This window comes from Mycolicibacter minnesotensis, assembly GCF_010731755.1.
Lineage (GTDB): Bacteria > Actinomycetota > Actinomycetes > Mycobacteriales > Mycobacteriaceae > Mycobacterium > Mycobacterium minnesotense.
On sequence record NZ_AP022589.1, the window covers coordinates 3,939,777 to 3,963,754 of the forward strand.

At 64.5% G+C, this 23,978-nt stretch carries 26 protein-coding genes; 8 read left to right on the plus strand and 18 right to left on the minus strand.

Annotated features, from left to right (window positions below):
* Nucleotides 1–3: 3 nt before the first annotated feature.
* Entirely contained in the window at nucleotides 4–804 is an 801-nt protein-coding gene (locus G6N09_RS18150) for an alpha/beta fold hydrolase (protein ID WP_083023128.1), read from the minus strand.
* Between the two features lie 190 nt (nucleotides 805–994).
* On the opposite strand from G6N09_RS18150, the gene G6N09_RS18155 reads away from it, so the two are divergent.
* Nucleotides 995–1,423 carry a cellulose-binding domain-containing protein gene (locus G6N09_RS18155; RefSeq protein WP_083023131.1) on the plus strand — a complete coding sequence of 143 codons (429 nt, stop codon included), beginning with the start codon at nucleotides 995–997 and terminating at the stop codon, nucleotides 1,421–1,423.
* Nucleotides 1,424–1,456: 33 nt separating this feature from the next.
* Here the strand turns inward: G6N09_RS18155 and G6N09_RS18160 are convergent, their stop codons facing one another.
* Both G6N09_RS18160 and G6N09_RS18165 read right to left on the minus strand, forming a co-directional pair.
* A complete protein-coding gene (locus G6N09_RS18160; RefSeq protein ID WP_083023132.1) occupies nucleotides 1,457–2,023 on the minus strand; it encodes a dihydrofolate reductase family protein in 567 nt (188 codons plus the stop codon).
* A gap of 41 nt (nucleotides 2,024–2,064) precedes the next feature.
* Nucleotides 2,065–3,087: an LLM class flavin-dependent oxidoreductase gene (locus G6N09_RS18165; RefSeq protein WP_083023135.1), complete on the minus strand. Its 1,023-nt coding sequence runs from the start codon at nucleotides 3,085–3,087 to the stop codon at nucleotides 2,065–2,067.
* 68 nt (nucleotides 3,088–3,155) lie between these two features.
* Here G6N09_RS18165 and G6N09_RS18170 point away from each other — a divergent pair, with 68 nt between their 5' ends.
* Nucleotides 3,156–3,671: an SRPBCC family protein gene (locus G6N09_RS18170; RefSeq protein WP_083023138.1), complete on the plus strand. Its 516-nt coding sequence runs from the start codon at nucleotides 3,156–3,158 to the stop codon at nucleotides 3,669–3,671.
* Between the two features lie 10 nt (nucleotides 3,672–3,681).
* Nucleotides 3,682–4,275: a TetR/AcrR family transcriptional regulator gene (locus tag G6N09_RS18175; RefSeq protein ID WP_083023140.1), complete on the plus strand. Its 594-nt coding sequence runs from the start codon at nucleotides 3,682–3,684 to the stop codon at nucleotides 4,273–4,275.
* On the opposite strand, the gene G6N09_RS18180 is transcribed toward G6N09_RS18175, so the two are convergent.
* From G6N09_RS18180 to G6N09_RS18195, 4 genes are all read right to left on the minus strand, one after another.
* Nucleotides 4,272–5,522 (minus strand): HNH endonuclease signature motif containing protein, encoded by a 1,251-nt coding sequence (locus G6N09_RS18180; protein WP_083023142.1) that lies wholly within the window; start codon nucleotides 5,520–5,522, stop codon nucleotides 4,272–4,274. The two genes, G6N09_RS18175 and G6N09_RS18180, sit on opposite strands and share 4 nt — an antisense overlap.
* A gap of 57 nt (nucleotides 5,523–5,579) precedes the next feature.
* A complete protein-coding gene (locus G6N09_RS18185) occupies nucleotides 5,580–6,389 on the minus strand; it encodes an LLM class F420-dependent oxidoreductase (protein WP_083023144.1) in 810 nt (269 codons plus the stop codon).
* Between the two features lie 92 nt (nucleotides 6,390–6,481).
* Nucleotides 6,482–7,102, minus strand: coding sequence for a winged helix-turn-helix transcriptional regulator (locus G6N09_RS18190; protein ID WP_083023147.1), 621 nt, complete (start codon nucleotides 7,100–7,102; stop codon nucleotides 6,482–6,484).
* Between the two features lie 23 nt (nucleotides 7,103–7,125).
* Complete coding sequence (locus G6N09_RS18195; protein WP_083023149.1) at nucleotides 7,126–7,857, minus strand: hypothetical protein; 732 nt, start codon at nucleotides 7,855–7,857, stop codon at nucleotides 7,126–7,128.
* Nucleotides 7,858–7,965: 108 nt separating this feature from the next.
* On the opposite strand from G6N09_RS18195, the gene G6N09_RS18200 reads away from it, so the two are divergent.
* Nucleotides 7,966–8,379: a DUF1761 domain-containing protein gene (locus tag G6N09_RS18200; protein ID WP_083023150.1), complete on the plus strand. Its 414-nt coding sequence runs from the start codon at nucleotides 7,966–7,968 to the stop codon at nucleotides 8,377–8,379.
* An 18-nt stretch (nucleotides 8,380–8,397) separates the two neighbouring features.
* Here G6N09_RS18200 and G6N09_RS18205 read toward each other — a convergent pair whose 3' ends face one another.
* From G6N09_RS18205 to G6N09_RS18220, 4 genes are read right to left on the minus strand one after another with little or no spacing between them, the layout of a single operon-like run.
* A complete protein-coding gene (locus G6N09_RS18205) occupies nucleotides 8,398–8,949 on the minus strand; it encodes a YaeQ family protein (protein WP_083023152.1) in 552 nt (183 codons plus the stop codon).
* Between the two features lie 55 nt (nucleotides 8,950–9,004).
* Nucleotides 9,005–9,913 (minus strand): LLM class flavin-dependent oxidoreductase, encoded by a 909-nt coding sequence (locus G6N09_RS18210; protein ID WP_083023155.1) that lies wholly within the window; start codon nucleotides 9,911–9,913, stop codon nucleotides 9,005–9,007.
* Nucleotides 9,914–9,942: 29 nt separating this feature from the next.
* The gene (locus tag G6N09_RS18215; protein ID WP_133053071.1) at nucleotides 9,943–10,836 is read right to left on the minus strand and encodes an alpha/beta hydrolase; all 894 of its coding nucleotides are present in this window, start codon (nucleotides 10,834–10,836) and stop codon (nucleotides 9,943–9,945) included.
* 32 nt (nucleotides 10,837–10,868) lie between these two features.
* The gene (locus G6N09_RS18220) at nucleotides 10,869–11,504 is read right to left on the minus strand and encodes a GAP family protein (protein WP_163752851.1); all 636 of its coding nucleotides are present in this window, start codon (nucleotides 11,502–11,504) and stop codon (nucleotides 10,869–10,871) included.
* 91 nt (nucleotides 11,505–11,595) lie between these two features.
* On the opposite strand from G6N09_RS18220, the gene G6N09_RS18225 reads away from it, so the two are divergent.
* The gene (locus tag G6N09_RS18225; RefSeq protein WP_163752853.1) at nucleotides 11,596–12,321 is read left to right on the plus strand and encodes a TetR/AcrR family transcriptional regulator; all 726 of its coding nucleotides are present in this window, start codon (nucleotides 11,596–11,598) and stop codon (nucleotides 12,319–12,321) included.
* Here G6N09_RS18225 and G6N09_RS18230 read toward each other — a convergent pair.
* Nucleotides 12,308–14,527 (minus strand): arylsulfatase, encoded by a 2,220-nt coding sequence (locus tag G6N09_RS18230; RefSeq protein WP_083023165.1) that lies wholly within the window; start codon nucleotides 14,525–14,527, stop codon nucleotides 12,308–12,310. The two genes, G6N09_RS18225 and G6N09_RS18230, sit on opposite strands and share 14 nt — an antisense overlap.
* 232 nt (nucleotides 14,528–14,759) lie before the next feature.
* On the minus strand, nucleotides 14,760–14,969 hold the full coding sequence (locus tag G6N09_RS18235; RefSeq protein ID WP_083023166.1) for a hypothetical protein: 210 nt from the start codon (nucleotides 14,967–14,969) through the stop codon (nucleotides 14,760–14,762).
* Nucleotides 14,970–15,330: 361 nt separating this feature from the next.
* Between G6N09_RS18235 and G6N09_RS18245 the strand changes: the two genes are divergently transcribed.
* Complete coding sequence (locus tag G6N09_RS18245) at nucleotides 15,331–15,567, plus strand: type II toxin-antitoxin system Phd/YefM family antitoxin (RefSeq protein WP_179959853.1); 237 nt, start codon at nucleotides 15,331–15,333, stop codon at nucleotides 15,565–15,567.
* 20 nt (nucleotides 15,568–15,587) lie between these two features.
* Nucleotides 15,588–15,986 (plus strand): type II toxin-antitoxin system VapC family toxin, encoded by a 399-nt coding sequence (locus G6N09_RS18250; RefSeq protein WP_083023473.1) that lies wholly within the window; start codon nucleotides 15,588–15,590, stop codon nucleotides 15,984–15,986.
* Between the two features lie 428 nt (nucleotides 15,987–16,414).
* Here the strand turns inward: G6N09_RS18250 and G6N09_RS18255 are convergent, their stop codons facing one another.
* Nucleotides 16,415–16,945, minus strand: a complete 531-nt coding sequence (locus G6N09_RS18255) for an Rv1443c family protein (RefSeq protein WP_083023168.1) — start codon at nucleotides 16,943–16,945, stop codon at nucleotides 16,415–16,417.
* Nucleotides 16,946–17,043: 98 nt separating this feature from the next.
* Here G6N09_RS18255 and G6N09_RS18260 point away from each other — a divergent pair, with 98 nt between their 5' ends.
* A complete protein-coding gene (locus tag G6N09_RS18260; protein WP_083023171.1) occupies nucleotides 17,044–17,709 on the plus strand; it encodes a TetR/AcrR family transcriptional regulator in 666 nt (221 codons plus the stop codon).
* Between the two features lie 414 nt (nucleotides 17,710–18,123).
* Here the strand turns inward: G6N09_RS18260 and G6N09_RS18265 are convergent, their stop codons facing one another.
* The 4 genes from G6N09_RS18265 to G6N09_RS18280 all read right to left on the minus strand — a co-directional run bounded on the left by G6N09_RS18265 (nucleotide 18,124) and on the right by G6N09_RS18280 (nucleotide 23,856).
* Nucleotides 18,124–20,151, minus strand: a complete 2,028-nt coding sequence (locus tag G6N09_RS18265) for a serine/threonine-protein kinase (RefSeq protein WP_083023176.1) — start codon at nucleotides 20,149–20,151, stop codon at nucleotides 18,124–18,126.
* Between the two features lie 190 nt (nucleotides 20,152–20,341).
* Entirely contained in the window at nucleotides 20,342–22,384 is a 2,043-nt protein-coding gene (locus tag G6N09_RS18270) for a serine/threonine-protein kinase (RefSeq protein ID WP_083023179.1), read from the minus strand.
* Between the two features lie 67 nt (nucleotides 22,385–22,451).
* The gene (locus tag G6N09_RS18275; protein ID WP_083023181.1) at nucleotides 22,452–23,009 is read right to left on the minus strand and encodes an NAD(P)H-dependent oxidoreductase; all 558 of its coding nucleotides are present in this window, start codon (nucleotides 23,007–23,009) and stop codon (nucleotides 22,452–22,454) included.
* 85 nt (nucleotides 23,010–23,094) lie between these two features.
* Nucleotides 23,095–23,856, minus strand: coding sequence for a sulfite exporter TauE/SafE family protein (locus G6N09_RS18280; protein ID WP_083023183.1), 762 nt, complete (start codon nucleotides 23,854–23,856; stop codon nucleotides 23,095–23,097).
* Nucleotides 23,857–23,978: the final 122 nt, after the last annotated feature.

The window sequence follows — 23,978 nt, forward strand, 5'->3', positions numbered from 1 at the left end:
GCCCTAGGACGCCTCGGCCTGCGCGTGGGGTGCGCTGCCCTCCAGCAGCACCCGAGCGACCAGCTCGGGGTCGTCGGCCATCGGTACGTGACCGCACCCGTGTAGCCGCAGGTGGCGGGCCTGGGGGAGCCGGCGTTCGGCGATGCGGGCTTGGTAGGGCAGCAGGATCCGGTCGCGTGCAGCCCACGCGACGGTCACCGGGATGTCGGCCGGGATCTCCCGGTCGAACACTTCGGCGGCCGGAAAGATCTTCTTCATGGCCGGAATGGCCCGGCGCATGCCGTTGAGGTCGCCCACGAACTCCTCGGCGGGTATCCGCTCGGGGTGCGCTGACACGACCCCGCCCATCAGCCGCCGTGCCCGGGGTGAGCGGGCCAGCTTGGGGACGGCGGGCGCCAGCAGGCGGGCGCTGGTGGTCAGTACTCGGAAGAGCGTGCGGACATAGGCGAAGTCCACCGCGTTGTGCCAGTAGGCGGCGGGGGAGAGCACCGTGGCGCTGGCGACCAAGCTGTCGGCGGCGGCTTCTAGCGCGATGCGACCGCCCAGTGAGTTGCCCGCAATGTGGGGGCGCTCCAGGCCCAGCTGGTCCAAGAGCCCGACCAGTTCGTCGCGCAGGGTCCCCTGGACGTCACTGTCGCGGACCACGAAGTCATGGGACTCGCCGTGCCCGGGCAGGTCGAACAGGACCACGGTGCGATGGTCGGTCAGATGGTCCAGCACGGGGTACCACGCCTGCCTGCGGTGGGTGATCCCATGGACGAGCACCAGGGGCTCTCCCGTTCCGTGGATCTCGTACTTCAGCATGCCGGTGCTCCTTGTCACGAACGGCGACGTCGCCTGGGGGCAACGGTAGCCCTGACGGCTCTCGGATCGGGACCGCGGGGTGAATCGACCAACGCCTGACGTCACACGACGGTTTCAGTTGGACAAAGGTCCGGCAGGACAGCCGGGAGCGAGGGCCCATTGAGTCACCGGGGTTTTAGGGTGGGCAGCTATGGCCGTACTGCGACGTCGCGTGAAGCGCTGGTGCGCAGCACTTCACGTTGCCGTGGCCGCCGCGATGGTCGTGATGCTGGGATTCGCCACCACCGCGGTGGCTCATGCCGCCGCGGCCACTGCGACGCTGTCGGTGACCTCGACCTGGCAGACGGGTTTCATCGCGCGCTTCACCATCACCAATTGGAGCGCGGTGCCGATGACCGATTGGCGGCTTGAATTCGACTTGCCGGCGGGTGAATCGATCTCGCATGCGTGGAGCAGCAGCGTGGGCCGATCCGGTACGCACTATGTGGTGGTTCCGGTGAATTGGAATCGGATCATCGCTCCCGGCGGCTCGGCCACCGGTGGGTTCAGAGGCGTGTTGTCCGGGCCGTACTCACCCCCGGCGAACTGCATGCTCAACAGGCAGTACCTCTGCATCTGAGGCTCTGCATCTGGGCAGGCTGGCCGCTTCGGGTCAGTCGTTCTCGGCCGCGTAGCGCAGCAGGACCGCACCGCCGGGAAAGGTGCGGTTCTCCAGCAGCCGCAGCGAGATCCACGACGGCAACGTCGGGAAAAACGGGGTGCCGCCGCCCACGACAGTCGGCGCGATCACGAGCCGAAACTCGTCCACCAGGCCGGCCTGAACGATCGGCGCGGCCAGTGTCGCGCCGGCCACTTCCAGGTTGCCGTCGGTTTCGGCCTTCAATCGCGTCACCACCTCAACCGGATCGCCGCGTTCCAGTCGGGAATTCCAGTCGACCGACTCCAGGGTGCGCGAGAACACCACCTTCGGCATAGCGCGCCAGACGCGGGCGAAGTCGACGACCAGCGGGGGAGCGTCCGGGTCCTCATCGGCCGTCGGCCAGTACGCCGACATCAGTTCGTAGAGTCGCCGCCCGTAGAACGACAGCGCGGTCTGCCGCTCGAAATCGTTCCAGTACTGGTGCAGTTCATCGCTTGGTTCGCTCCAGTCGATGCTGCCCCGTGCGTCGGCGATATAGCCGTCCACCGACACCGTGAAGCCGTAGATGAGCTTGCCCATGCGGTCCAGTCTGCACCTGATGTGCAGCGCCGGAAGGTGTGTCAGTCGCGTGCCGCGGCCACGAGCACCTCGAGCGCGGCGATCCGCTCTTCGATGCTGCCCGACACCTTGGCAAGCAGGGTGCCGACGCCGGCGGCGCGATAGGCCCGCACACGCTGGGTGATCCGCTCACGGTCACCGATGATGTTGGTGAGTCCGCCCAATTCCAACGGGACGGCGGCGCGGGCGGCGGCCTTATCGCCCTGCTGCCACAGGCGCGCCACCTCGTCGACCTGTTCGGCGAAACCGAGCCGGCCGAAGGCCTGATTGTAGAAGTTCTCCTTACCGGCGCCCATCGCTCCGATCGTGAACGCATAGCCGGCCGCATGCTCGCGAATCAGTTCATCGGTGCGGGCCTCGTCCTCGGTGACCTCCAGTGCGACCGGGGCCACCAGGTCCAGCGCTGCCAGGTCGCGGCCCGAGCGTGCCGCTCCTTCGGCCAGTGGCTGGAAGAACACCTCGGAAAGCTCCGGAATGAAGGCATTGCCCAGCCAGCCGTCGGCGAGTTCGCCGGTGAGGCGCAGGTTTGCCGGACCCATGGCGGCGACGTAGATGGGCAGTTCGGCGGGGAGCAGTGCAGGGACCAGTGCGGCGCCGCGACTGTCGGGGAGCGGCAGTTGGTACTCCCTGCCGGCGTACTGCAGGCGTTCGCCCCGGGCGATCATTCTGATGATGTCGATGGTCTCCCGTGTTCGCTGCACCGGATGGGCGAACTCCACGCCATGCCAACCCTCCATGACGCGCGGGCCCGAGACACCGATCCCCAGGGTGAAGCGGCCACCGGAGAGCTGCTGCAGACTCAGGGCCGATCCGGCCAGCATCGCCGGGGTGCGCGAGCCCAGCTGCACGACGAACGTGCCCAACCCGATAGCGCTGGTGCGGGCGGCCAGAAACGACAGGCCGGTCAGGGCGTCGTAGCCCCAGATCTCCGGTGCCCACAAGGAGTCGACGCCGATGTGTTCTGCGGCCTGCGCGAACTCGACAGCGCCGGGCTCCTGCGGCGCTACCGCGACTCCGACTCGCATTCGTGTCCCTTTCCGTGGGCAGCGGCCCTAGGCTATGTTCCCAAACATAGTTTGGGAAGGGGACGTCGATGCGCTACCGGGATACGCCGATCGTTCAGGAGTCGGTGGTGATCGCCGCCGACCCGCAGCGCGTCTGGGAGCTCGTCACCGATGTGACGCTGCCGGCGCGCTTCTCACCCGAGCTGGCCGCCGTTGAGTGGATCGAGGGTGATGCTGTAGCGGTCGGGAACCGGTTTCGCGGCCGCAACGCGCACGCTGCGCTGGGAGAGTGGAGCACCGAGTCGGTGATCGTGGAGGTCGAGGAGGGCCGCCGCTGGGTCTGGGACGTGGCCGGCGCCGAGGGGCAACCGACCGCGTCCTGGGGCTTCGAAGTCGAGCCCGTCCGCGACGGGACCCTGGTGCGGCAGTGGGGCCGGATGGGGCCGGGGCGTTCGGGTTTGAGTTTCGCCATCGACCGGATGCCCGACAAAGAGGGCCGAATCATCGACAATCGGCTGGCCGAATGGCGCGAGGGACTCAAGGCGAACCTGCGAGGGATCGCCGAGCTGCTTGTCTCCGAGCCTGATTCGGGCGCTGCGGGATAGGCCTTCTCGGATGCCGCCGCGCGGAGAGACACGGCGCCGCATGTTGGATGCGGCGATCGTGGTGATGCGCGAGCGCGGTGCTGGCGGGCTTTCGATCGACGAGGTGCTGGCCCGCAGCGGCTGTCCGCGCGGATCGGTGTACCACCATTTTCCGGGCGGGCGGGCCGAGCTGCAGCGGCGAACGCTCGAATACGCGGGGGAGTCCTACGCAGGAATGATCGAGCGCGCGGCCGCCAAGGGGGGATCCGAGGCCGTGATCAGTCGGGTGATTGCGTTCTGGACCAGGGTGTTGACCGAGAGTGAGTTTCGGGCCGGCTGCCCGGTAGCGGCCGCGGCAGTGAATCCCGCTGTGGGGGAAGAGGATTTGGCGAGCCGCGCCGCCGAGATCTACTTGGTCTGGCGAGATGCCGTGGCGGCCGCTTATATCGCCGAGGGCGCCACTGCTGAGCACGCCGAAGTGTTGGCGAACACGGCTCTGTCTACTGTGCATGGCGCTATCACCCTGTGCCGGATCACCCGTAGCCTGGGTCCGCTGGAATCCGTGGCGGAATCGCTTCGGCTGCTCGCTGCTTCGGCGGAGCGGCGAACCCCGGCAGACAACTAATTGGTGGTCGGCGGCGCTTGCGGTCGGAATGGTTCGTACCACCACCAGTTCGCGCGCTCGCCAGTCGGTCCGGGACAGGGGCCGACCGCTGGTGGTGGCGTGCTCGGCTGCCGGGCCAACGATCCTGGTTGGAGCCGCTGGCCCCCACCGTCGGTCACCACAAGTTCACCGGCCGGGCCGGTGATGGTGATGCCGCCTCGATGGTGCAGACGGTGGTGATAGGGGCAGAGCAGTACCAGATTGTCCAGTTCGGTAGCCCCACCGTCTTCCCAGTGCGTGATGTGGTGGGCGTGCAAGCCGCGGGTTGCCGCGCAGCCGGGAACGGCGCAGGTGGGGTGGCGGTGCTCGAGTGCGCGTCGAAGGCGACGGCTGATGGTGCGGGTCGATCGACCAGAGCCGATCACTTCGCCTGCGTCGTGGAACCAGACTTCGCACGTGGCATCGCACAGCAGATACCGCCGCTCGGAGTCTGAAAGCAGCGGGCCCAGGTGCAGGGAGCCGACCTGCTGCTGGACGTCCACGTGCACCACCACGGTGGTGCGCTGCCCGTGGGGGCGTCGCTGTACCTCGACATCCCAACTCGTCTCGACCAGCCGCATGAATGCGTCGATGTTCGTCGGGATCGGTGTTGCGTGATCGGACCCCTCGCCGCCGGCCTCGCGGTCGCGTTTCCAGTCCGTCACAAGGGCGTCATGGTGCGAGTGCAGTGCGGCCTCGAACTTCGCTGATTCTGCGTGGGGTAGTGCGATGCGCCAGAAGTCGAACTCGGCGTCAGACGTCTTGGTGATCGACGCCTGCGGCTCGGGCCGCGGACCCGGTTCTGGACGTGGCTCCAAGGAGACCGCAGTGCGCAGCTGTGTGACGGTGGCGACGCCGGCCAGCTGCGCATAGTGCTCGTCGGATCCCGGGCCGGCCCGGTGCGCGATCACCCCAACCTGATCCAGCGACAATCGGCCCTCCCGCATACCTTGGGCGCAGCGGGGAAACTCGTCAAGGCGGTGCGCCACAGTGGCAATCGTGGCGGCGTTGCTCGGTGCTGAGCCGGTCTTCCAGGCCAGCAGCGCCGCAATGGAGCGTGCCCCAGTAGCACCCCACAACTCGTCGCGCTCGATCTCGGCGGCGATCTCGACGATGCGTCCGTCGATCGCGTTGCGTTGACCGGTCAGCTCGGCCAGCTCGTCGAAGAGCACCTCAAGCCGCACTGCGGAGTGCGGTTCCGCGGTGGCTGTCGATGCGGCGGGGGACATGTGATCAGCATTGCAGGGGGGTACGACAAGTTTGGGAACGAAGCGCGCGCGGGGCGCTCACCCGTTGTCTCGCCACCTCAACACCTGCTTGAGTGAGGTGAGGTCGTAGCCGTCATCGGACGTGAGCTCGGTCTGAAACAGCGTGACACCCGCATCGCGGAAGGCGTCGGCACTGGGGTCGTCCACCCAGAGCGTTGAGCGTTCGATATCCGAGCCACGGCGGCTGAACGAGGCTGCAAGTTCGTCGACGAGGTCGCTGGACCTGCGGTACGCCTCGATGTCCTGGAAAGCGTGCCAGATGTCGGCGTGGCGGGCAATCGCGGGAAGTGCGCGCTTGGGTCCAGTTCCGCCGATGAGGATCGGCAGTTTGCGCACGGGTGGAGGAACCAGTGCGGCAAGCCGCCTTTCGATGCGCTCGAGACTCTCGTCGAACAGATCGAATCGCGAGCCTGCGGTGCCGAATTCATAACCGTATGTGGTGTAGTCCTTTTCGTACCATCCAGCACCGAGACCGAGAATGAGCCGCCCGCCGCTGATGTGGTCGACGGTGCGGGCCATGTCGGCCAGCAAGTCTGCGTTGCGGTAGCCGACCCCGGTGACGAGCAGGCCGATCTCGGCGTGTGAGGTGATCTCACCCCACGACGCGAGTGCGGTCCAGCCCTCGAAATTGGAAACGTCAGGCTGGTCTTCGGCGAGGATGGGTTTGCCGCCGACAATGGCCTCCATGGCCGGGCGATGGAAGTGGTCGTAGCCGAAGATCACGTCGACGCCGAGGTCGTCGGCCGCCAGTACGGCGTTGCGCCACGTGCGATAGTCGGGCGTGCCGCCGGGCTGAATCTGAACGGCGACGCGTAGGGGACGAGTCATGGGTGCTCCTGAGCCGGGGAAGGGCGACTCTTGAGCCAAGTGCACCGGGCGCGGGTTTATTCCGGGCGGCTGGGAGAGGGCCGCGGCGCGGGTCAGCGGGGGGTGAATACTGCCGCGAGGTCGTGCGGGTCACCGCTGAGGGCGCCCGCGGCGATCGCTTGCTGGACGGTAAGCATGCCGGCGGCCAAACCCAGTATCACCATCGGCTCGGTGCGGAGCACGGTCGTGGGTTGCTCATCGACCGGCGGGCTCACGTGGGTGCCGGTCTTGTCGATGCGCACCATCAGGGTGGTGCCGTCGACTTCGATGCCGGCCGCTGCCGGTGCCTTGGCCCGGTTGGGGCCCAGCAGTGACTCCAGAGCCACCACCAGCCAGTGGGGTTGAAAGCTGTCGTTCTGTGGGCCGGCGGCCATGAGCGGCTTGCTCCAGTTCACCAGGGAGGCGACGGTATGACGGAGTTCGTGTCCCCAATCGGTGAGTGCGTAGGCGACGCCGTTGCTGTCGTCGTCCAGTTGGCGCTGAACTACGCCGGCGTCTTCCAGTTCACGTAAACGAGCGGTCAACAGATTGGTAGAGATTCCGGGGAGCCCCGCCTGGAGTTGCCTATAGCGCGCTGGGCCGGTGAGCAATTCGCGCACCACGAGCAGGCTCCACCGATTGCCCACGACGTCGAGCGCACGCGCCAAGCCGCAGTACTGCCCATATGTGCGCATCGGTCCTCGCGTGTCTTCGGTGCTCAATGTCCGACCGCTATTTCGTCGAAGTCGAGTGCTAGCAGGGTGGGCCGAGCAAGGACCACGCCGCGCGGCCCGCGGGGGAGGACGCGCCGTTGGGCGGGAAAGACGATCCCGTCGATGTGACGATATCGGCTGCAATAGAGCGTGGCGTTGGCCCAGGAGCCGACTGGTTCGGCGAGGAAGTCGTGGCGACCGATCAGGCCACCGGGGTCCACGTAAAACGTCTGCTGCCGGCAGTGGGTGCTGATGTCAGCAGGGAATGTGGCCAGGAGTCGCCGCCATGGACGGCCCGATGTCTGACAGGGTCCGCCGTCGCTCACCACGACGCCATCGTGGGCGAGCAGGTGCGGTGCGGTGAGGTAGTTCCAGAAGGCGTATCCGGCAAAGTAGATGGTGTCCAACGGGTCCCAATGGAGATTGCGGCGGATGCCGCTGAGGCCAAAGAAAGCTGACCGGGGGTCAGCTCGGACGTCGATCACCTCACCGTCATGGCTTTCTCTCCGCACCTGGCCGTGGTCGAATACGCCGCGCTGACCGGTCCGCGGGAAGTCGTGAAGGACGGTGCGTTGCTCGGCGGGGTGCACTTCGACAGCGAACCTCGCCAGTTTGTTTCCGGGAAAGCGTTTGGGCAGCAGGCCTCCCAAACGGCCGTGAGCGGTGATCGTCCTCACGGAACTCCAACGTTCAGTCCCGCCATAGGCGTCAAGAACCTCGTCAAGTAGGTCGCTCATCAAGCCACTTTCGATAGCGCTTCATTTTTGATTGTATGCTTGTATATTACACGCGAATATGGTGATCGCAGGTCGGATCCAACCCGCACGTCATCGAGGAGCCTTGAGATGCACATGAATTGGCTCGGCGTCGTGGTCGCCATCGCAGCAGGCATGGCGATCGCCGGCGTGTGGTACGGAAGGATCTTCGCCAACGCGTGGTGGAAGTTGACCGGCGTCACGCCAGAGCGGTCCAAGGCGGCCAGCAGGCAGAACATGGCCCAGTTGCTGGTAGCGAACACCGTGACCGCAGTAGGGCTGGCGGCCGTCATCGAGACCGCTTTCATGGCCACCGGCGTTCACTCGGTGTGGCTGGCCGTTGTCGTTGGTGCTGCGGCATGGCTGGCCTTCTCGGCGACGACACTGCTTCAACACAACGCCTTCGAACTGAAGCCGGCGCGGCTGACTGTCATCAACGGTGCCTACCAACTCGTGTTGTTCCTTGCGATGAGTCTGCCGATCGCTGCATTCTCGTCGCCATAGATTTGATCGGGTAGAAGTTCACTCCAATGGCTCGGGCGCGAAGGTGACGTCGACTCCGCCGACGGTCATCGTCACCTGACCTTCGATCACCATCACCTGCGCCGAGATTCGTCGATCGACAGTCTGGGCCAGCTGCTGCACCGGTGCGTGCGGTATCTGCACCACCGATAGGTTCGACAGCCCCGCTACTTTGGGGCCGACGGTGCGCCACCAGGTGGCCACGCCGGAGGCGAACGGGAACAGCAGAACCTGGTCGGCTTGGCCGGCCGCCTTGCTCAAGGCGCGTTCGTCGGGCTGGCCGACGGTGATCCACTCCAGGATCCGGCCGGTGTAGTCGGCGAGGCTCAGGTCCGGCACGCCAGGGGCGGACAGGCCCGCCCCGAACGCCAGCTCACCGTCGACGTCGGCGAGTCGGTGTGCGCGCAGCCCGAACGCCAACAAGCGCACCACCATCCGCTCATCGTTCTCACTGGGGTGACGGGCCACGGTCAGCGCATGATCGGCGTAGTAACCATGATCGACATCGGAGACGCCAAGTTCGACTTTGAATACTGTTGCAGAAAGGGCCACGTCATAGTGTCCACCCGGGTGGTGTCCCCAGAGCAGTCGGCCCGCTTTGAACGCCTCAGGCCAGCGGCGTGAATGCCTCGGCCAACTCCCGGTAGGTGTCGAGACGCTGCGGGCCCCGTGGCATCCCGAAGTCGGGGACGATCACCTCGTCGACGCCCTCGTCGCGCCAGGTTGCTGCCGCCTCGGCGATGCGCGCCGCCGGCCCATAGACCACCGGTTGTGGCAAAAATTCGGCTGCGGACTTAGCTTCGGCCTCCGATTCGGGTGAATCGGTAACCATCACCAGGGCCTGCGTGGAGCGCCATACCGTGGCTGGGTCGCGGCCCTGCTTCTCGCAGGCCGCGTCCAGCGCTGCCGATCGCTCGCCGAATCCGCCTGGCGCCGACCACTGATTCCATTCCTGGGCGTGCCGCGCGACCAGCCGCAACATCCTCGGCCCCGTTCCGCCGATCAGCAGCGGCAGCGGCGACTGCACCGGCTTCGGCTCGCACAGTGCGTCCGTCAGTTGGTAGTACTGCCCTTCGAACGTCGTCGTCTCGTTCGTCAGCAGCCCCGTGATGACGGCGAGCCCCTCCGCGAAGCGGTCTACCCGCGCCTTGGGCTCGCCCAGCTCCAACCCGTACTGCTCGTGTTCGGTTTCTTGCCAGCCGGCGCCGAGGCCAAGTGTGAAGCGACCCCTGCTGATCTGGTCGACCGTCACCGCGAGGTTGGCGAGCACTGCCGGGTGCCGGAACGTCATCGACAGCACCAGGTTGGCCAGCCGAATGTTCGACGTGACGGTGGCCAGTGCGGCCATGACGGCGGTGGCCTCCAGCCAGTCACTCGTCCGGCCAGGTCTGTCGCCGGGGGACATGAAGTGATCGGCAACGTAGAGCGTATGCCAGAACCCGTCGTCGGCGAACTGCGCCAGCTCGAGGACTTCGTCCCATGGTTGAGTCGTTGACGGCCACACGGAGAATCGCACACGGTCAGTCTAGGGATCATCGAGCCTCATCAATGGATAAAGGCTCTGCCCACGAAAGACGATATTCGCTGCTTGGCTTCCTTCGACTCGGGAACAGGCAAAAGGATGAAGCCGTGGAATCCGCCGGCTATCTCGACGAGCGACGCGTCTACACCGGCGGCGTGCAGGCGGGTCGCGACATGGCGGGAGTCATCGAGCAGGCAGTCGTGGGTACCGACGACGATCAACGTGGGGGGGAAGTCGGTGAACGAGCCGAAGAGCGGCGACAGTAGCGGCGTCTTCAGATCAAGGTCACCCGCATAGGCCACTGCACTACGCGAGAGACCCTCGCGGGACAGCAGATCTCGGTCTTCGTTCCGCAGGAAACTGTCGGAACTGTTGGACAGGTCCGCCCAGGGGAACATTGTCACCAGAGCCTTCGGCGCGTCTGCGCCTTGGTCGAGCGCTCGTCGTACCAGCGACATGGCCAGTCCACCGCCGGCAGACTCCCCAACAATGACCGTAGGCCGGTTACGCGCTACCTCCGAATAGACCGCCCACACATCATCGAGTGCCGCGGGGAAGGGGTGCTCTGGTGCCAGTCGGTAGTCGACACTCACCAGTTCCACACTGTTGGACTGGGCCAGCCCGCTGTGGGCACGGGCTGCCAGAGAACTACCGGCAACGAATGCCCCGCCGTGTACGTGGAAGATCAGCCCTGGGCCCGCCTGGGCGGGGCGGAACCACCGAACGGGCACGCCGGCAACCGTGGCGGTGGACTCCTGGACTCCGCGCACCTTACGTTGGCGCGATTCCATCGATTGGGTGATCTTGCGCGTTCTGCCCACGTTGTGAGCGCCGCCTGCGTGCGATGTCGCCCACAACATGAGCTTCTGCAGAGCGACCAGGCGTCGGCTCGGACGTTGTGACTTCAGTACACGCACCACTGTGCTCCTTCGCCTCTATATCAATGCCGTCACGCTGCCTGCAGCAACAACATCAGGCCAACCGCAATCAGAACCACCGCGAGAATCGCGGCATGGTGTCGTTCCAATGCACTCTTAAGCCGTTGCAGGGGCTCGTTCATTCGCTCGCGCCAGATGGCATAGCTGAGCACCGGCAGTATCACTGTCGCACTAGCGAACAGGACGAAAACAGTGACGTCGGCCCACGGGGCCAGGTTCGTCTGCGCGGTGGAACTGACGCTGAAACCTGCTGCGGCGCAGGCGGCCAGCACCTTGGGATTCAGGGACACGAGGACCGGCGCGGCCGTGGCGGCGCGGTGCGGGGTAACGGAGTCCAGTGCCCGCAGCCACACCGGAGCACGTTCACTGCGCCCTCGGCGCATCCAGGTGACGATACCGGCGGCGATGAGAAGCGCCGCCAAACCCGCTGTTGCCGTTCGGATCCACTGCTGCGGCGGCCCGCCCAGGCCAGGCAGTTCACCGGCGATTCGGACAAACAGTCCAGTGAAAAGAGCTAGCGACAGCGTCCAGCCCGCCGCGAAAGCCCATCCCGATGCCAGTGGACGGGGAGTGTGCAGCATCAGGATCGCGGGCACCACCGAGGCCGGCGACAGGGCGATGACCAGGGCCAAAGACGCCAGTTCCACCCGCATTGCGCACCAGAGCTCTCTACTCAATCGCGACTAAATAATGCGGCCTCATTATATATTAGTGGTGGGAACTGCGTACGATCGGGCGATGCCCTCGGAGTCGGCCCGCATTCGGGAAACGGACCGCAAACGCGGCCGGAACAGCAGCGGGGAAGCCACGCGCATCAAACTCATGACGATCGCGGAGGCGATGTTCGCCGACCGCGGAATCGCTGCCGTCAGCCTCAACGAAATCAGAATCGCCGCCGGACAAAGCAACGCCGCGGTCGTGAACTACCACTTCGGAACAAAAGAGGACCTGATCAAGGCCATCCTCGAACATCGCCTTGAACGCATCGACGGAGACCGGGGACGGATTCTCGAGGCGATCACCGACGACCAGCCGGTCGCACTCAGGCGCCTTCTCGAAGCCTTGGTGCTCCCTCAGGTGAGCAGCATCGAGCGGGGGGAGCGACACGTCGAGCTGGTCGCGCAGCTGCTGTTCCACGGGCACGGCGAACCAGGCGGGCATGCGTGGATTCTGGCCGACCCCCTGTTGACCGAGCATGGGCAACGACTCAATCGGCTTCTCTGGCAGCAGCTTTCTCATCTTCCGCACGCCGTATCCGTGGCGCGGCTCCGTTTCGTCTATACAAGTTGCCTCAATGCTGTGGCAGACCACCAGCGGCAACTGGCAACCGCGGCCGAGGCGCCGTCGACTGCGATATTCGTATCGGATCTCATCAATTCGCTGACCGCGGTCATGAGCTTGCCGGCGTCAGCAGAAACACTTGAGGCGCTGCGCCACAAGGAAAGTCACGTCAGTCAGACTTGAGCGCGGCCCTGAGCAGTTCCTGACTCGGTAGCGACTCCAGGTCGGATTCTACTGTTACCGAGTGCAACTTGCCGTTCCACGCGAACGGTGGTCGATAGCTGTCGCACACCGGCAACCCGCGATCTCGCCCCAAGAGCAACGACGTCCCGCCGTGCTGCCACACGTGGGGCAGCGTCACCGGGGCCACCGCAGAGCCGACGACTGAGTTGTCAATCACCGCCTCGACCCGGGTCTCGCCGTCGAGCCGGTGTAGCCGACATCCTGTGCTGTGGCGACCCGTCGTCAGGAGCTGATCGGCTTGCACCCGGATATTGCCGCCCGGCGCGGCGATGGCGATGTGCAGGCGGGACTCGATCACGAACGCCGCCAGGCCTCCCGTCCAATTGCCGATCGCAAACAGCACACCGTTGGCAGCCTCCAGCGGGACATCGACATCAGCGGTTAATCGGCTGTATAGCAAGGGGAGCGCCTCATCGACAACTGGCCCGCCCGAGGGCCGCAGCACGACGCGCTGCCCGGGCGGGAAGTCCGGCCACACCATTTCGGCCGCCCGTGCCACCAATGAATCGGTCAGCGGTAGCACGTTGTAGCGGGCGGCCTCGGCCGCCCACAGGTCGGTCAACCGCGACACCACGTCGGGGTGGGCCGCCGAGACGTCGTGAGCCTCGGAGAAATCGTCGGCCCGAAACAACGACCACCGATCAAGTGCGAAGTCTCGGCTTCCGTCCAGCAGTGCTTCCTCGTCCATAACCCCTTGGGCCACGTGATCGGTGGTGGCTTTGAAGCCATCGGCGATGATGGAGCGGGAACCCACGACTTCGAAGTACTGGGTGGATCGGGGCGCGGGCGCTGCCGCGTCGGTGAAAGTCGGCAACAAGCTCGCGCCGTGGGCGCCGCCGTCGGTAGTTTCAGCAGACGGTGACTGCGGCTCAACGCCGCAGGCTTCCAAGACAGTTGGCATGATGTCGATGGCGTGCGCGAACTGTGAACGGACAGTGCCGCTCTCGCGGATGCCGCGCGGCCAGTGCGCGATCAGCGGAACGCGTGTGCCTCCCAGCCACGCATACCGCTTCCACAGGCGGAAGGGAGTGTTGCCGGCCCACGCCCAGCCCCACGCATAATGCGGATACCCCGCGGTGCCACCCCAGTCCGGTAGCACGTCGAGGTTGTCAGTCGCCGACTCTGGCACCCGATGGGTGAACCGGTGCTCGTTGCTGGTTCCGCCCACGCCCCCTTCAGCGCTGGCCCCATTGTCCGACATGAGGAGGACGAGCGTGTTGTCCAGCACGTCGAGTTCCTCGAGGGTGCGGATCAGACGATCGATCTGGCTGTCGGTATGACTGAGAAAGCCCGCGTACACCTCGTGCATCCGCGCGTAGACGGCACGTTCGTCCGCAGTAAGGCTGGACCAGGCCGGGACCCAATCAGGGCGCTGGGTGATGGTCGTGCCTGCAGGCACCACACCCTCAGCGAGCTGGCGGGCGAATACCTCGTCTCGCCAAGAGTCCCAACCGATGTCGAACTGTCCTGCGTAGGCGTCGGCCCATTCCTTGTGCACATGGTGTGGCGAGTGCATGGCCCCGGTGGCAAAGTAGAGGAAGAACGGCTTACCGGGTGCTGACTGCTGCTGGCTGACCACCATCCGGATGGCCTCATCGGTGAGATCCTCGGTCAGGTGGTACCCAGTTGGGCGCACATCAGGTCCGTCGAGATACGTGTTGTCGCGCACCAGCTGCGGGTCCCAGTGATTGGCATCGCCGAGTAGAAAGCCGTAGTAGCGCTCGAACCCGAGTCCCAGCGGCCAGCGGGTGAATGGACCGGCACTCGTCCGTTCGCCGCGAGGTGCCAGATGCCACTTCCCGACGGCCATCGTGCTCCAACCCGAATCCCGCAGTAGGCGCGGCAGCGTCGGAACGGAGGCGGGGATCTTCCCGGTGTAGCCCGGATGGATGGTCGGGATGTCGGCCAGGAAGCCCATTCCCACCGCGTGGTGGTTGCGGCCGGTGAGCAACGCGGCACGCGTCGGTGAACACAGTCCCGTGACATGAAAGCGGTTGTAACGGAGCCCATTGCGAGCGAGACGATCGATAGCCGGGGTCTGGATATCTGACCCGTAGCAGCCCAGCTGGGCGAAACCGAGGTCGTCGAGCACGATCATGACCACGTTAGGGGCTCCTGGACGCGCGGCCACATCGGATGTACCCATCGTCAGCTCCTCGACCGAGCGAAGGAAGAATTAATGCGCATACATTATTAGTACACGATGTCCTCGGCTGTGGCGATCTACGCGGGTGGAGATGCCTGGAGCGTGGGGCGACGAAGACGACAGCCCTACGGGTGACCGCCATACTCGATTCCGCCGCCTTGCCGGCTGTGCCGAGCGGCAGATCAGATGCAACGCATGTCAGGGGAGAGCCACTGCACCGATGCCGCCGGCTTCACCCGATGCTGCTGAACACCGCCGCAATCAGACCGCCCAGGGTCAATACGCCAACGATGACCCCGGCGTAGATCGCGTGGCGGCGGCGGTGTCGGCGGGCGCTGTCGATCGCCACAGCGATGCTGACGAGGATCAACGCCGTATAGACCGACAATCCGACGGTCAGCATCGCCGCTTCACCGGCGCTGGCCAGAGTCACTTCGTGCATGCGGTGAGCCTACGGGGGGAACGGTCGCATCTCGCCGTTGGGCAGATCGGCAGGATTGCTGGACGCCTGATTCAGCTGATGAATGTGGCGGGCTTTACTGGCAACTCGCCATATTCGATTCCGTCGTGTTCTGTCGGTGAGCCTGGCCGTGTATTCGAGCGGGGCCATTGGACGGCTCGTTCCCGATGACGTCGCCGGTTTCGTCAAGTACGTGAGCGAACATCCAGGCGCACATTGAATGACTCCCGTAGTGCCCGCTACGCCAGACGCGCCGTCAACGGGGCACTACCGAGACGTTCTTCCTTTCAGCGCACGCTATAAATGCGCAGCATCGGCGTCTCACCGGTGATACACTGCGAATGTGGACAAAGTTACGGTGCGCGACCTGCGCAATAGTGGAGGAGACGTTCTACGCCGCGTCGAGCACGGCGAGCGCATCGTCATCACCCGGGACGGCACACCTGTGGCAGAGCTCCGGCCGCTGCCTCGGTCCAGCGCAGGTCCCGCTGAGCTGATTCGTCGCCGTAAGAATCTTCCGCCGGTGAACCCGGACGCCCTCCGGCGCGACATGGACCACCTCATCGACCCATCACTGTGACGCAAACCCAGACCCGGGGGATGCTGGATACTTCGACCGTGATCCTCTTGGGTCAGATATCCGATCCGGGCGAGCTTCCCGACGAATCGGTGATTAGCGCGATAACGCTGGCCGAGCTGTCCGTAGGTCCACACGTCACCAACGACGATGCAGAGCGCGGTGCCCGTCAGCAACACCTCCAGCAGGCCGAGGCGGACTTCGACGTCCTGCCGTTTGATGAAGATTGCGCCCGGGCGTTCGGCGCGGTAGCGGCGGCGCTACGTGCGTCGGGGCGCAAGCCGGCTGCACGGGCGTACGACGCCCTCATTGCGGCCAGCGCAATTGCACATGCGGTGCCGCTATACACGTGCAACCCCGCAGACTTCGCAGGAATCCCGCGACTAGAACTACGATCAGTCACCCACCCGCATCACCGATAAAGAAGGTTGACGCTGAAGGGCGCTGAGGGGCAGCGCAATGCGCAACGATTTAACTGACATAATGTACGTTATCGGCATTGGGTGATAACTGCTGGGAGTGGCCGCGTGGATCGGTCTCGTCATTTCCCTGTGCCTGTCGTGGCTTCACGCCCTGGACAGCCGTCACCCGTCTCGGCCCCTGGCGCGGTTGTCAGATGCGCAACCCGCACAGGTGTCGAGGCCACCGGCCGTGCCGCTCAGGATCCCGTGCCGGTACGTTGTCGCCTGGGATGCGCTCGCAGCTATTCGCGACGCTATGCCGGTCGCGACTGACTCGGAGTCGCCCCCTGCCTCGCCCCGTCCCCGTGCCTCAATACGTCACAGTGACGAATTGACCAGGTTAGGCCGTATCGACCTAACCGCGCGAAATCACCTCTCGCGGTGGCGAATCAGGCCTGCGGCGGCGGCGCGCTATTCATGGCGAGCATCGTCCGCGCCAGCCGCCGGTGACGATGCGCGAAGAAGCCTCGGAGAACGGTGCTCACCAGTGCGCCCCATCCGGGGATGAATTGCAGGGGCGCTTGTGGAGCGACCGTGATCTCGTCGGTGACGATTGTCTTCTCGCCGGCGACGTCGTTGGTGGGTTCCAGCGTGCGATGGTGCACCCAGATGCGCATGCCGGTCATGCGGGATTCTTCGCGGAACATTCGACCCGGTTCGATCCCGGCAATGGTGATGTCGTCGACCCCGACCGGGATGAAACCGAAGAGCAGCAGGTGGCTTCTGCCGATCCGCGTGCCCGGTGTCACGTTGCCGATGGAGCGGCCGCGGAAGCTGCGCGGCATCGTCATCCTGAGATAGGGACCCATCTCGTCATTGATCCCGTCCTGCGAGGTGACCCGCTGCCAGACCAAGTCCGCCGAACCCTCGACCACGCTTGCGGTGCGGATCACCTGTTCATCGGTGCGAGCCGATCTCAATTCGTCCTCTATCGGTGTGGTTGATCTGGGATACGCCGGCGATCAGGGACGGCGAGTTGCCCGTTGTCGTTGTTAGGATCACCTCAATACTGAGGGGAATGCCTCGGTTTGACTACTCGCATTTCGGCAGGGGTTCAGCAATCGCTCCACCAGACCGGTATAGGTCGCGTAAGCAGCCGAAACAGGACCGTGCCAAGGAGACTCGGCAACGGGTGCTCGATTCTGCGGCTCAGGTCTTCTCCGAGCACGGGTACTTGGCGGGCACGACCAACCGCATCGCCGAAGATGCGGGGTTGTCCATCGGCACGCTGTATCAGTACTTTCCGAACAAGGATGCGATCCTGCGTGCGTTGATGGAGCAGCACGTCGAGACCGGTATGACACTGCTGGCCCAACGCACCGCAGCCGGTCTACCTGACCGGCTCGACGACACACTCCGAATCTTCGTCCGCGCGGCAATCGACAATCATTGTGATGATCCGGGGCTGCATCGCGTGCTGTTCGAGGAAGCTCCGCGATCCCCCGCATTCCTTGAGCGCCTCCATAGCCTCGAAGACATGGCGGTTGCGTCGACGGCAGCGCTCATCGCTCAATACCCGGAGGTGAACGTCAGTGATCCAGTGACCGCCGCAGAGGTCATCGTCGCCACGGTCGAATCACTCGTCCACCGGCTCATTGCGACACCCGCGCCCGTCGCAGCAGGCGTGGTCGAGGACGTCATCGTCACCATGCTGTGCGGCTATCTCACCGGCAGCACCGAGTGATGCCAGTTGACGGCCCCCAGGCTGAGTGCCCCGCCGCTAGCGCGGCGGGGGCGGCGCCACAGGCTGGCACGCATTCACTGCGGGGTTCCACCAGTTGCCGGGACCGCAATCGGGAGGTGCGGTGGGCTGGCAGGCGTTGGTCCCCGGGTTCCACCAATTGCCGGGACCGCAATCGGGCGGTTGAGCCGAGGCGACCACGGGCGCTACCGCTGTCGCGTACGCCACCGGCGCTAACGCCACTGCCGCGGCAAATGCCATGCGAAAAGCGAACATAGCAAGACCTCCTTCGGAAGTGCCTAGACCCCCACTGTGGGAGCCGATCTTCTAGCACTACCCTATCCGGCGGTCTGGCAATCACAGTGCCCTTCCTGGTCTTCACAGTCTGGACATGAAAGTGCTCGCAGTAGTTGGCAACTAGCCGAACAGTGCCGGATCTGCGACAGTGACGGTGCCCGGGACCTCGCCTTTACGCACTGCAGTAACAGGGACTTCAAACCATGACCCGTTGCCGCCGCATTCGTTCGACGTCGTCGTGTGTTTGTATGTCCCACTGAGCGTGCCATCTGGCAGCGGTTTCAGGGTCAGAGAAATTTCTGTGGTCTCCTCGAGGGTGAGGTCAGACCCGCAGGGAATACGGACCACTGATTCGCGCACCCTCCACTCGCCTTCGGCAAATCGCAAGACACCAGCGCCCCCAGAGGGTTCGGTGGGGTTCGTACTGTCGAGCATGGCAGCGGTGGCCACGCATCCAGATGCGGTGCAGCGTGATCGAAAAGCCCGCCACTGGTGTAGACCGTCTTCACCATGGCTGAAGGTGCCATCCGAACGGGTCTGGCCGACATTGAGAGTCAGCTCGTACAAACCCGTCAACACTGGGCCCGGCACAGCTTCAGGAGCAGGTGGCAGCTCCTCCATCACCGGATCTGGAAAGGCAAGTTCAGGAGGGTTGTCACCGACTCGTTCTGCTGTGAACGGTGTTTGGTATACCCCGCCTTGGCGCCCGCATTCAGCGGTAACGATCGTCATGGTTACGGTGCTCTGGAACGATCCGTCAGGCTGCGGTTGCAGCTGCGAAGACGTGACGGTCGTGTCTTGCCCCTTCTCCATAGCCCCATCATCGCCGACGAAACACTCTTCCATTTCGTCGCGTTTCCGCTTCGGAAACCCGTCCCAGTTGCCGTCGGCAAACTGAAAGCGCGCAACAGTCCCCTTCTCTAACAGCCGACTGTGATCCGCGGGATCCAGTGGCAATCCAGAGGCGAAACAGGTGGATGCGTTGCAGTTAGTTCGCATCGCCCACCATCGCTCGTAGTCCTCGTACGGCAGTGGATGCGGAGCACCCATCAAACTTGACTGCGCCGGACGGTATTGAAAGCGAAATATTCCGTCGAGCGGTGCGCTCGCGGCTATAGGGTGCGATTCCTCGGTGTGGTTAGCAGCGTGGTTTCGAATGTAAACGCCCATGGCGACCACAGTGGCGATCAGTATGGCCGTCACGGCCAGGATTGCCACGCCGCGTTTCCGGCCGGCTAGGAAACGAGGCCCCCGTGTCTGAATCGCGGGGAGATCTGCCACGGGGCGTCTCTTGGTCAAGCGGTCAGTAGCATTTGCGGCCTTCAGTAATGCCGACGCGAAATCCCCGCAGGATGCGAACCGCTCTGAAGGGGTCTTCGACAGTGCTTTCCCGACTACCTCATCAAGAGCAGCCAATTCTGGCCGCAGTGCGCTCAACCGGGGCGGGGGCGCGTTGAGATGCTGCCCAATGACGGCCGCCGGGTTTGAATTGCTGTACGGCGGCGCACCGGTAAGCAGGTGGTATGCGGTCGCAGCCAACGCATATTGGTCGGCACGCCCATCGAGCGTCTGCCCCATCAGCTGTTCTGGCGCAGCGTAGGCAACAGTCCCGACAGTCAGATTGGTTGCCGTGAGTCCAGGAGAGTCGATAATCTCTCGGGCTATCCCGAAGTCGGACAGGGCAATACGCGGCTCTCTGACAGAAGTGGATTCAATCAAGATATTTGCCGGCTTGACGTCGCGGTGCAGCAGACCGCGCTGGTGCGCGTAGTCCAAGGCATCGGCGATCGCTGAGACGATGGTCGTCACCCGGGCTACCGGCATGCCGGCCGGGTACTCAGCACGCATCAGTTGGCTGGCATCGCAGCCTTCGATGTAGTCCATGGTGATCCACAGTCGGCCGTCGAACTCGCCGCGATCATGAACGCCGACGATGTGAGGGTGCCAAAGACCTGCGGCAAGATCGGCTTCGCGAACGAACCGATCCCGAAATTCACGATTTCCAGTAAGCGCCTCGGGCAAGATCTTCAGGGCGTCACGCCGGGGCAAGCGTGGATGCTGCGCGAGATACACCTCCCCCATCCCGCCTGCGCCAATACTTCTGATGATCGTGTAACCAGCGAATTCGGTGCCCGCCAGCAGCGTCATACTATTGCGTCCTAACGACAAGTGGTCTGCTGCGCAGCGTAGCCGCTTGTCGGACAATCTTGTCTGCGGAACCGATCACCCGTGTCAAAGCATCTCGCCGGCAGCACCGAATTCAGCTCTGCACGTGGCGAATCGGTTGCGCCCAGATTTCGCGTAGTGATGCGACGACGTCATCGAACCGCATGAATGATCAGCCGAACAGCGCGGGATCTGCGACATTGACGGTCGTCGGGATCTCTCCGGTGCGTACTGCTGTAATAGGGAACTCGAACCATGACCCGCTACCGCCGCATTCGTTGGAAATGATGGTGTACCTGTATGTCCCACGGAGGCTGCCATCTGGTAGCGGCTCTAGCGTCAGAGTGTCTTCTACGGTGTGCTCGCTGGTCTTGTCGTAGGCGCACGGGACACGGGCTGGCCTCGGCATCTGGTCCCAGCGGCCATCGACAAATCGCAGAACGCCGGCCCGCCCCGCGGCTTGGGTGGGATTCTCCTCGTCGAGTTTTGCTCCGGTAGCGACGCATCCTGACGCTGTGCAGCGTGATCGATACGCCCACCACTTGAGCTCCACGTCGTCACCATGGCCGAACGTCCCATCCGAACGGGTCTTGCCGGTATCGAAGCTGAGCTGATACAAACCCGCCAAGGCAGGGCCCGGGACCGCTTCAGGTACGAGTGGCTCCTCGCCGATTCGCGGGGCGGGAACGGCGATCGCGGGCGGGGTGTCTCCGATTCTCTCAGCTGTGAACGGTGTTTGGTACACAGTGCCTTGCCGATTGCATTCCCCGGTGACGACGGTCTCGGTGGCTGCACCGTGGAACGAGCCGTTGGAATCAGGCCGCAGCTGCCACGCTGTCGAAGTCGTATCTTGCCCTTGCTGCATTGTCCCGTTTGCGCCGATGGAGCACTCATCGACATCTTGGCGATTCTGCCTCGGGGTCTCGTTCCAGTTGCCCTCGGTGAACTGCAGCTGTACCGAAACGCCCTGCTCCTTGAGGCGACTATGGTCCTCGGGATCCAGCTGCAATCCAATTGCAGCGCAACTGGAGTCATTACACATGGTCCGCATCACCCACCAGCGCTCGATGTCTTCCTCGGGCTTGGGATCAGGCGATCCCATGAGGGTTTCCTGTGCAAGGTGGTATCGAAGACGAAACACTCCATCGAGCGGTGCCGTCGCGACTATCGGGTGCGATTCAGCGATCTGGTCCGTGGGGTGGTTTCGGATGTTTCTGGTATAGATCCCCGTGGCCACCGCAGTAGCGATCACAGCCGCCACTAGGGACAAGATGGCTACGTTGCGCCTACGGTTGCGCAGCCGACGGTGCTCCGCGGTCTGGATTGCAGCGGGAGCAGCTGTGACGGGCCGTCTCTCGGTTGATCGGTCGGCGTCGTTCTCGGCTTGGCGCGCCAGTGCTGTAGCGAACTCGGCACAGGTGGCGAATCGATCCGATGGGGTCTTGGACAACGCTTTTTCGAGGACCTGGTCAAGAGCAGCCAGTTCCGGACGAAGCACGCCCACACTGGGCGGTGTCGCGGTGAGGTGCTGTCCGATCATGGCTGCCGGGTCTGAGCTGCTGTACGGCGGCGCGCCGGTGAGCAGGTGGTAGGTGGTCGCCGCCAACGCGTACTGGTCAGCCCGCCCGTCAAGACTTTGTCCCATCAGCTGTTCGGGCGCCGCATAGGCAACGGTCCCGACCGTCAGGTTGGTCGCCGTGTGTCCCGCCGGATCGACCATCTCGGGGGCTATTCCGAAGTCAGATAGCGCAATACGAGCGGGACTGGAGGCCGAGGTCTCGATCAGGATGTTTCCCGGCTTGACGTCACGGTGCAGCAGACCGCGCTGGTGCGCGTAGTCCAAGGCGCCGGCGATCGCTGAGACGATAGTAGTCACCTCGGGAAGGGGCATGCCGGCTGGGTATTCGGTGCGCAGCAAGTGACCGGCGTCGCAGCCCTCGACGTAGTCCATCGCGATCCACAGTCGGCCATCGGACTCGCCGCGATCGCGAACGCCGACGATGTGAGGGTGCCACAGGCCCGCGGCAAGATCAGATTCACGAACAAACCGATCCCGAAACTCGCGATTGCCGGTGAGCGCTTCGGGCAGAACCTTCAGGGCGTCGTACCGGGGCAAGCGGGGATGCTGTGCGAGATAGACCTCCCCCATCGCGCCTGCGCCAATACTTCTGATGATCGTGTAACCAGCGAATTCGGTGCCCGCCAGCAGCGTCATGCTGTTACGTCCTAACGACAAGGAAGGGTTCTGCTGCGGAGCGTAGCTGGTCGCCGGCAGCCCAGGATTAGTTCTGCACGTGGCGAAGCAGCTGCGACCAGACTTCGCGTAGTGATGCGACGATGTCGTCTGACTCCTGCGGATGCAGGCCGTTGAGATTCTTTGCCGGAATCGACAGTTCGATGTCGTCGGGCACCTGCGCGCCGGCTATCGCAAGCGTCTTGCGGGCATCCGCATGTGCCCAGGCCGCGCCGTAGCGGCCCAATGCAGTGCCGATCACCGCTGCGGGCTTGCCGGTCAAGGCGCTCTCGCCGTACGGGCGTGAGAGCCAATCGAACGCGTTCTTGACCGCGCCGGGCAGGCCGCCGTTGTACTCCGGAGTCACTACCAACAGTGCGTCACTGTTGGCCGCCGCGGTGCGCAGCGCGTTAACGGCGTCGTGCGGGGTCGCGGTATCGATGTCCTCGTTGTAGTGCGGCAGCTCGCCCAGGTGGTCGAACATCGTCGGCTCGACATGCTCAGGCGCCGTGGTGATGGCCGTCTGGGCCAGTTGGCGATTCAACGAGCCCGATCGCAAACTGCCGACGAGGACGAGAACCCGGACGGTGGACTGGTCGTGAGTCATTGCTGCAAGCGCATTCTATGTTGGCTTTCTGGTCTGAGTTGATCGTGATGATAGTGCTCTTCGGCCCGGCCGACGGCTCGTCCGACTACAGCGACTGCAGCGCATAGAGAGCGCCAGTTGCGATGGCGAGTGCGCCGAGCGCGGTGCGCAACATCGGTTCGGGTACCTGGGGTCCTAACCGCGCGCCCAGATAACCACCCACCAGGCCACCGGCGCCGGCGACGAGTCCGACAGTCCAGTCCGGTCCGGTCGGCAACCCGGAGGTGGTCGCCGCAAGGATCAGGTAGGCGCTCGCGCCGACCAGCGAGGTGATGAAGGTGCAGACCAGCGTGGCCGGCGCGACGATGGGCAACGGCGTGCCGCGATGCACCAGGATGGGGCTGAGCAGCGAGCCGCCGCCGATGCCGTAGATCCCGCCGACTACGCCGACGCTGAACGCGAAGGCGAAGGTGACGGTCCGAGATAGTGGCATCGACGGTGGTTTAGGGGCCCGGTGACGTCGGCCGCGGATCAGCGAGATGCCCAGCGGTACAAGAAATCCAGCTATCAACAAGCGGAACACGTGGATTCCGGGAATCAGAAATACCCGAATACCGGCGCCCAAGACGACCCCGGGCAGCGTGCCGATAAGCAAGACCGAGGTCAGTGGGCTGCGCAGCGGCGCTTGGGTGCGGTACCGGGCCAACGCTCCCGGTATCGCAACGATATTGAACAGCAAGTTGGTAGGCGTCACAGCCGGGCTGGGCACTTGCAGCACGCTGACCTGGACCGGCAGCAGGAACACCGCACCGGACACCCCGATCGGCGCGGTCACCAGGGCGACCGCCAGGCCCCCGATGAAACTCATTACGACGAGCTCAGTGGCGCCCACCACTGAAGTTCAGCCCACGAACCCGCCGCTGACCAGAGTTTGGCTCATCGGATCGGTCCGGTGCCCTATCTCGCCTGGCCCGCGCTGTGGTCGGGGTG

Coding starts and splice junctions, on each gene's coding strand:
- G6N09_RS18150 (WP_083023128.1), bottom strand. CDS start 804: ATGCTGAAGTACGAGATCCACGGAACGGGAGAGCCCCTGGTGCTCGTC.
- G6N09_RS18155 (WP_083023131.1), top strand. CDS start 995: ATGGCCGTACTGCGACGTCGCGTGAAGCGCTGGTGCGCAGCACTTCAC.
- G6N09_RS18160 (WP_083023132.1), bottom strand. CDS start 2,023: ATGGGCAAGCTCATCTACGGCTTCACGGTGTCGGTGGACGGCTATATC.
- G6N09_RS18165 (WP_083023135.1), bottom strand. CDS start 3,087: ATGCGAGTCGGAGTCGCGGTAGCGCCGCAGGAGCCCGGCGCTGTCGAG.
- G6N09_RS18170 (WP_083023138.1), top strand. CDS start 3,156: ATGCGCTACCGGGATACGCCGATCGTTCAGGAGTCGGTGGTGATCGCC.
- G6N09_RS18175 (WP_083023140.1), top strand. CDS start 3,682: ATGCCGCCGCGCGGAGAGACACGGCGCCGCATGTTGGATGCGGCGATC.
- G6N09_RS18180 (WP_083023142.1), bottom strand. CDS start 5,522: ATGTCCCCCGCCGCATCGACAGCCACCGCGGAACCGCACTCCGCAGTG.
- G6N09_RS18185 (WP_083023144.1), bottom strand. CDS start 6,389: ATGACTCGTCCCCTACGCGTCGCCGTTCAGATTCAGCCCGGCGGCACG.
- G6N09_RS18190 (WP_083023147.1), bottom strand. CDS start 7,102: ATGCGCACATATGGGCAGTACTGCGGCTTGGCGCGTGCGCTCGACGTC.
- G6N09_RS18195 (WP_083023149.1), bottom strand. CDS start 7,857: ATGAGCGACCTACTTGACGAGGTTCTTGACGCCTATGGCGGGACTGAA.
- G6N09_RS18200 (WP_083023150.1), top strand. CDS start 7,966: ATGCACATGAATTGGCTCGGCGTCGTGGTCGCCATCGCAGCAGGCATG.
- G6N09_RS18225 (WP_163752853.1), top strand. CDS start 11,596: ATGCCCTCGGAGTCGGCCCGCATTCGGGAAACGGACCGCAAACGCGGC.
- G6N09_RS18230 (WP_083023165.1), bottom strand. CDS start 14,527: ATGGGTACATCCGATGTGGCCGCGCGTCCAGGAGCCCCTAACGTGGTC.
- G6N09_RS18235 (WP_083023166.1), bottom strand. CDS start 14,969: ATGCACGAAGTGACTCTGGCCAGCGCCGGTGAAGCGGCGATGCTGACC.
- G6N09_RS18250 (WP_083023473.1), top strand. CDS start 15,588: ATGCTGGATACTTCGACCGTGATCCTCTTGGGTCAGATATCCGATCCG.
- G6N09_RS18260 (WP_083023171.1), top strand. CDS start 17,044: ATGCCTCGGTTTGACTACTCGCATTTCGGCAGGGGTTCAGCAATCGCT.
- G6N09_RS18265 (WP_083023176.1), bottom strand. CDS start 20,151: ATGACGCTGCTGGCGGGCACCGAATTCGCTGGTTACACGATCATCAGA.
- G6N09_RS18270 (WP_083023179.1), bottom strand. CDS start 22,384: ATGACGCTGCTGGCGGGCACCGAATTCGCTGGTTACACGATCATCAGA.
- G6N09_RS18275 (WP_083023181.1), bottom strand. CDS start 23,009: ATGACTCACGACCAGTCCACCGTCCGGGTTCTCGTCCTCGTCGGCAGT.
- G6N09_RS18280 (WP_083023183.1), bottom strand. CDS start 23,856: ATGAGTTTCATCGGGGGCCTGGCGGTCGCCCTGGTGACCGCGCCGATC.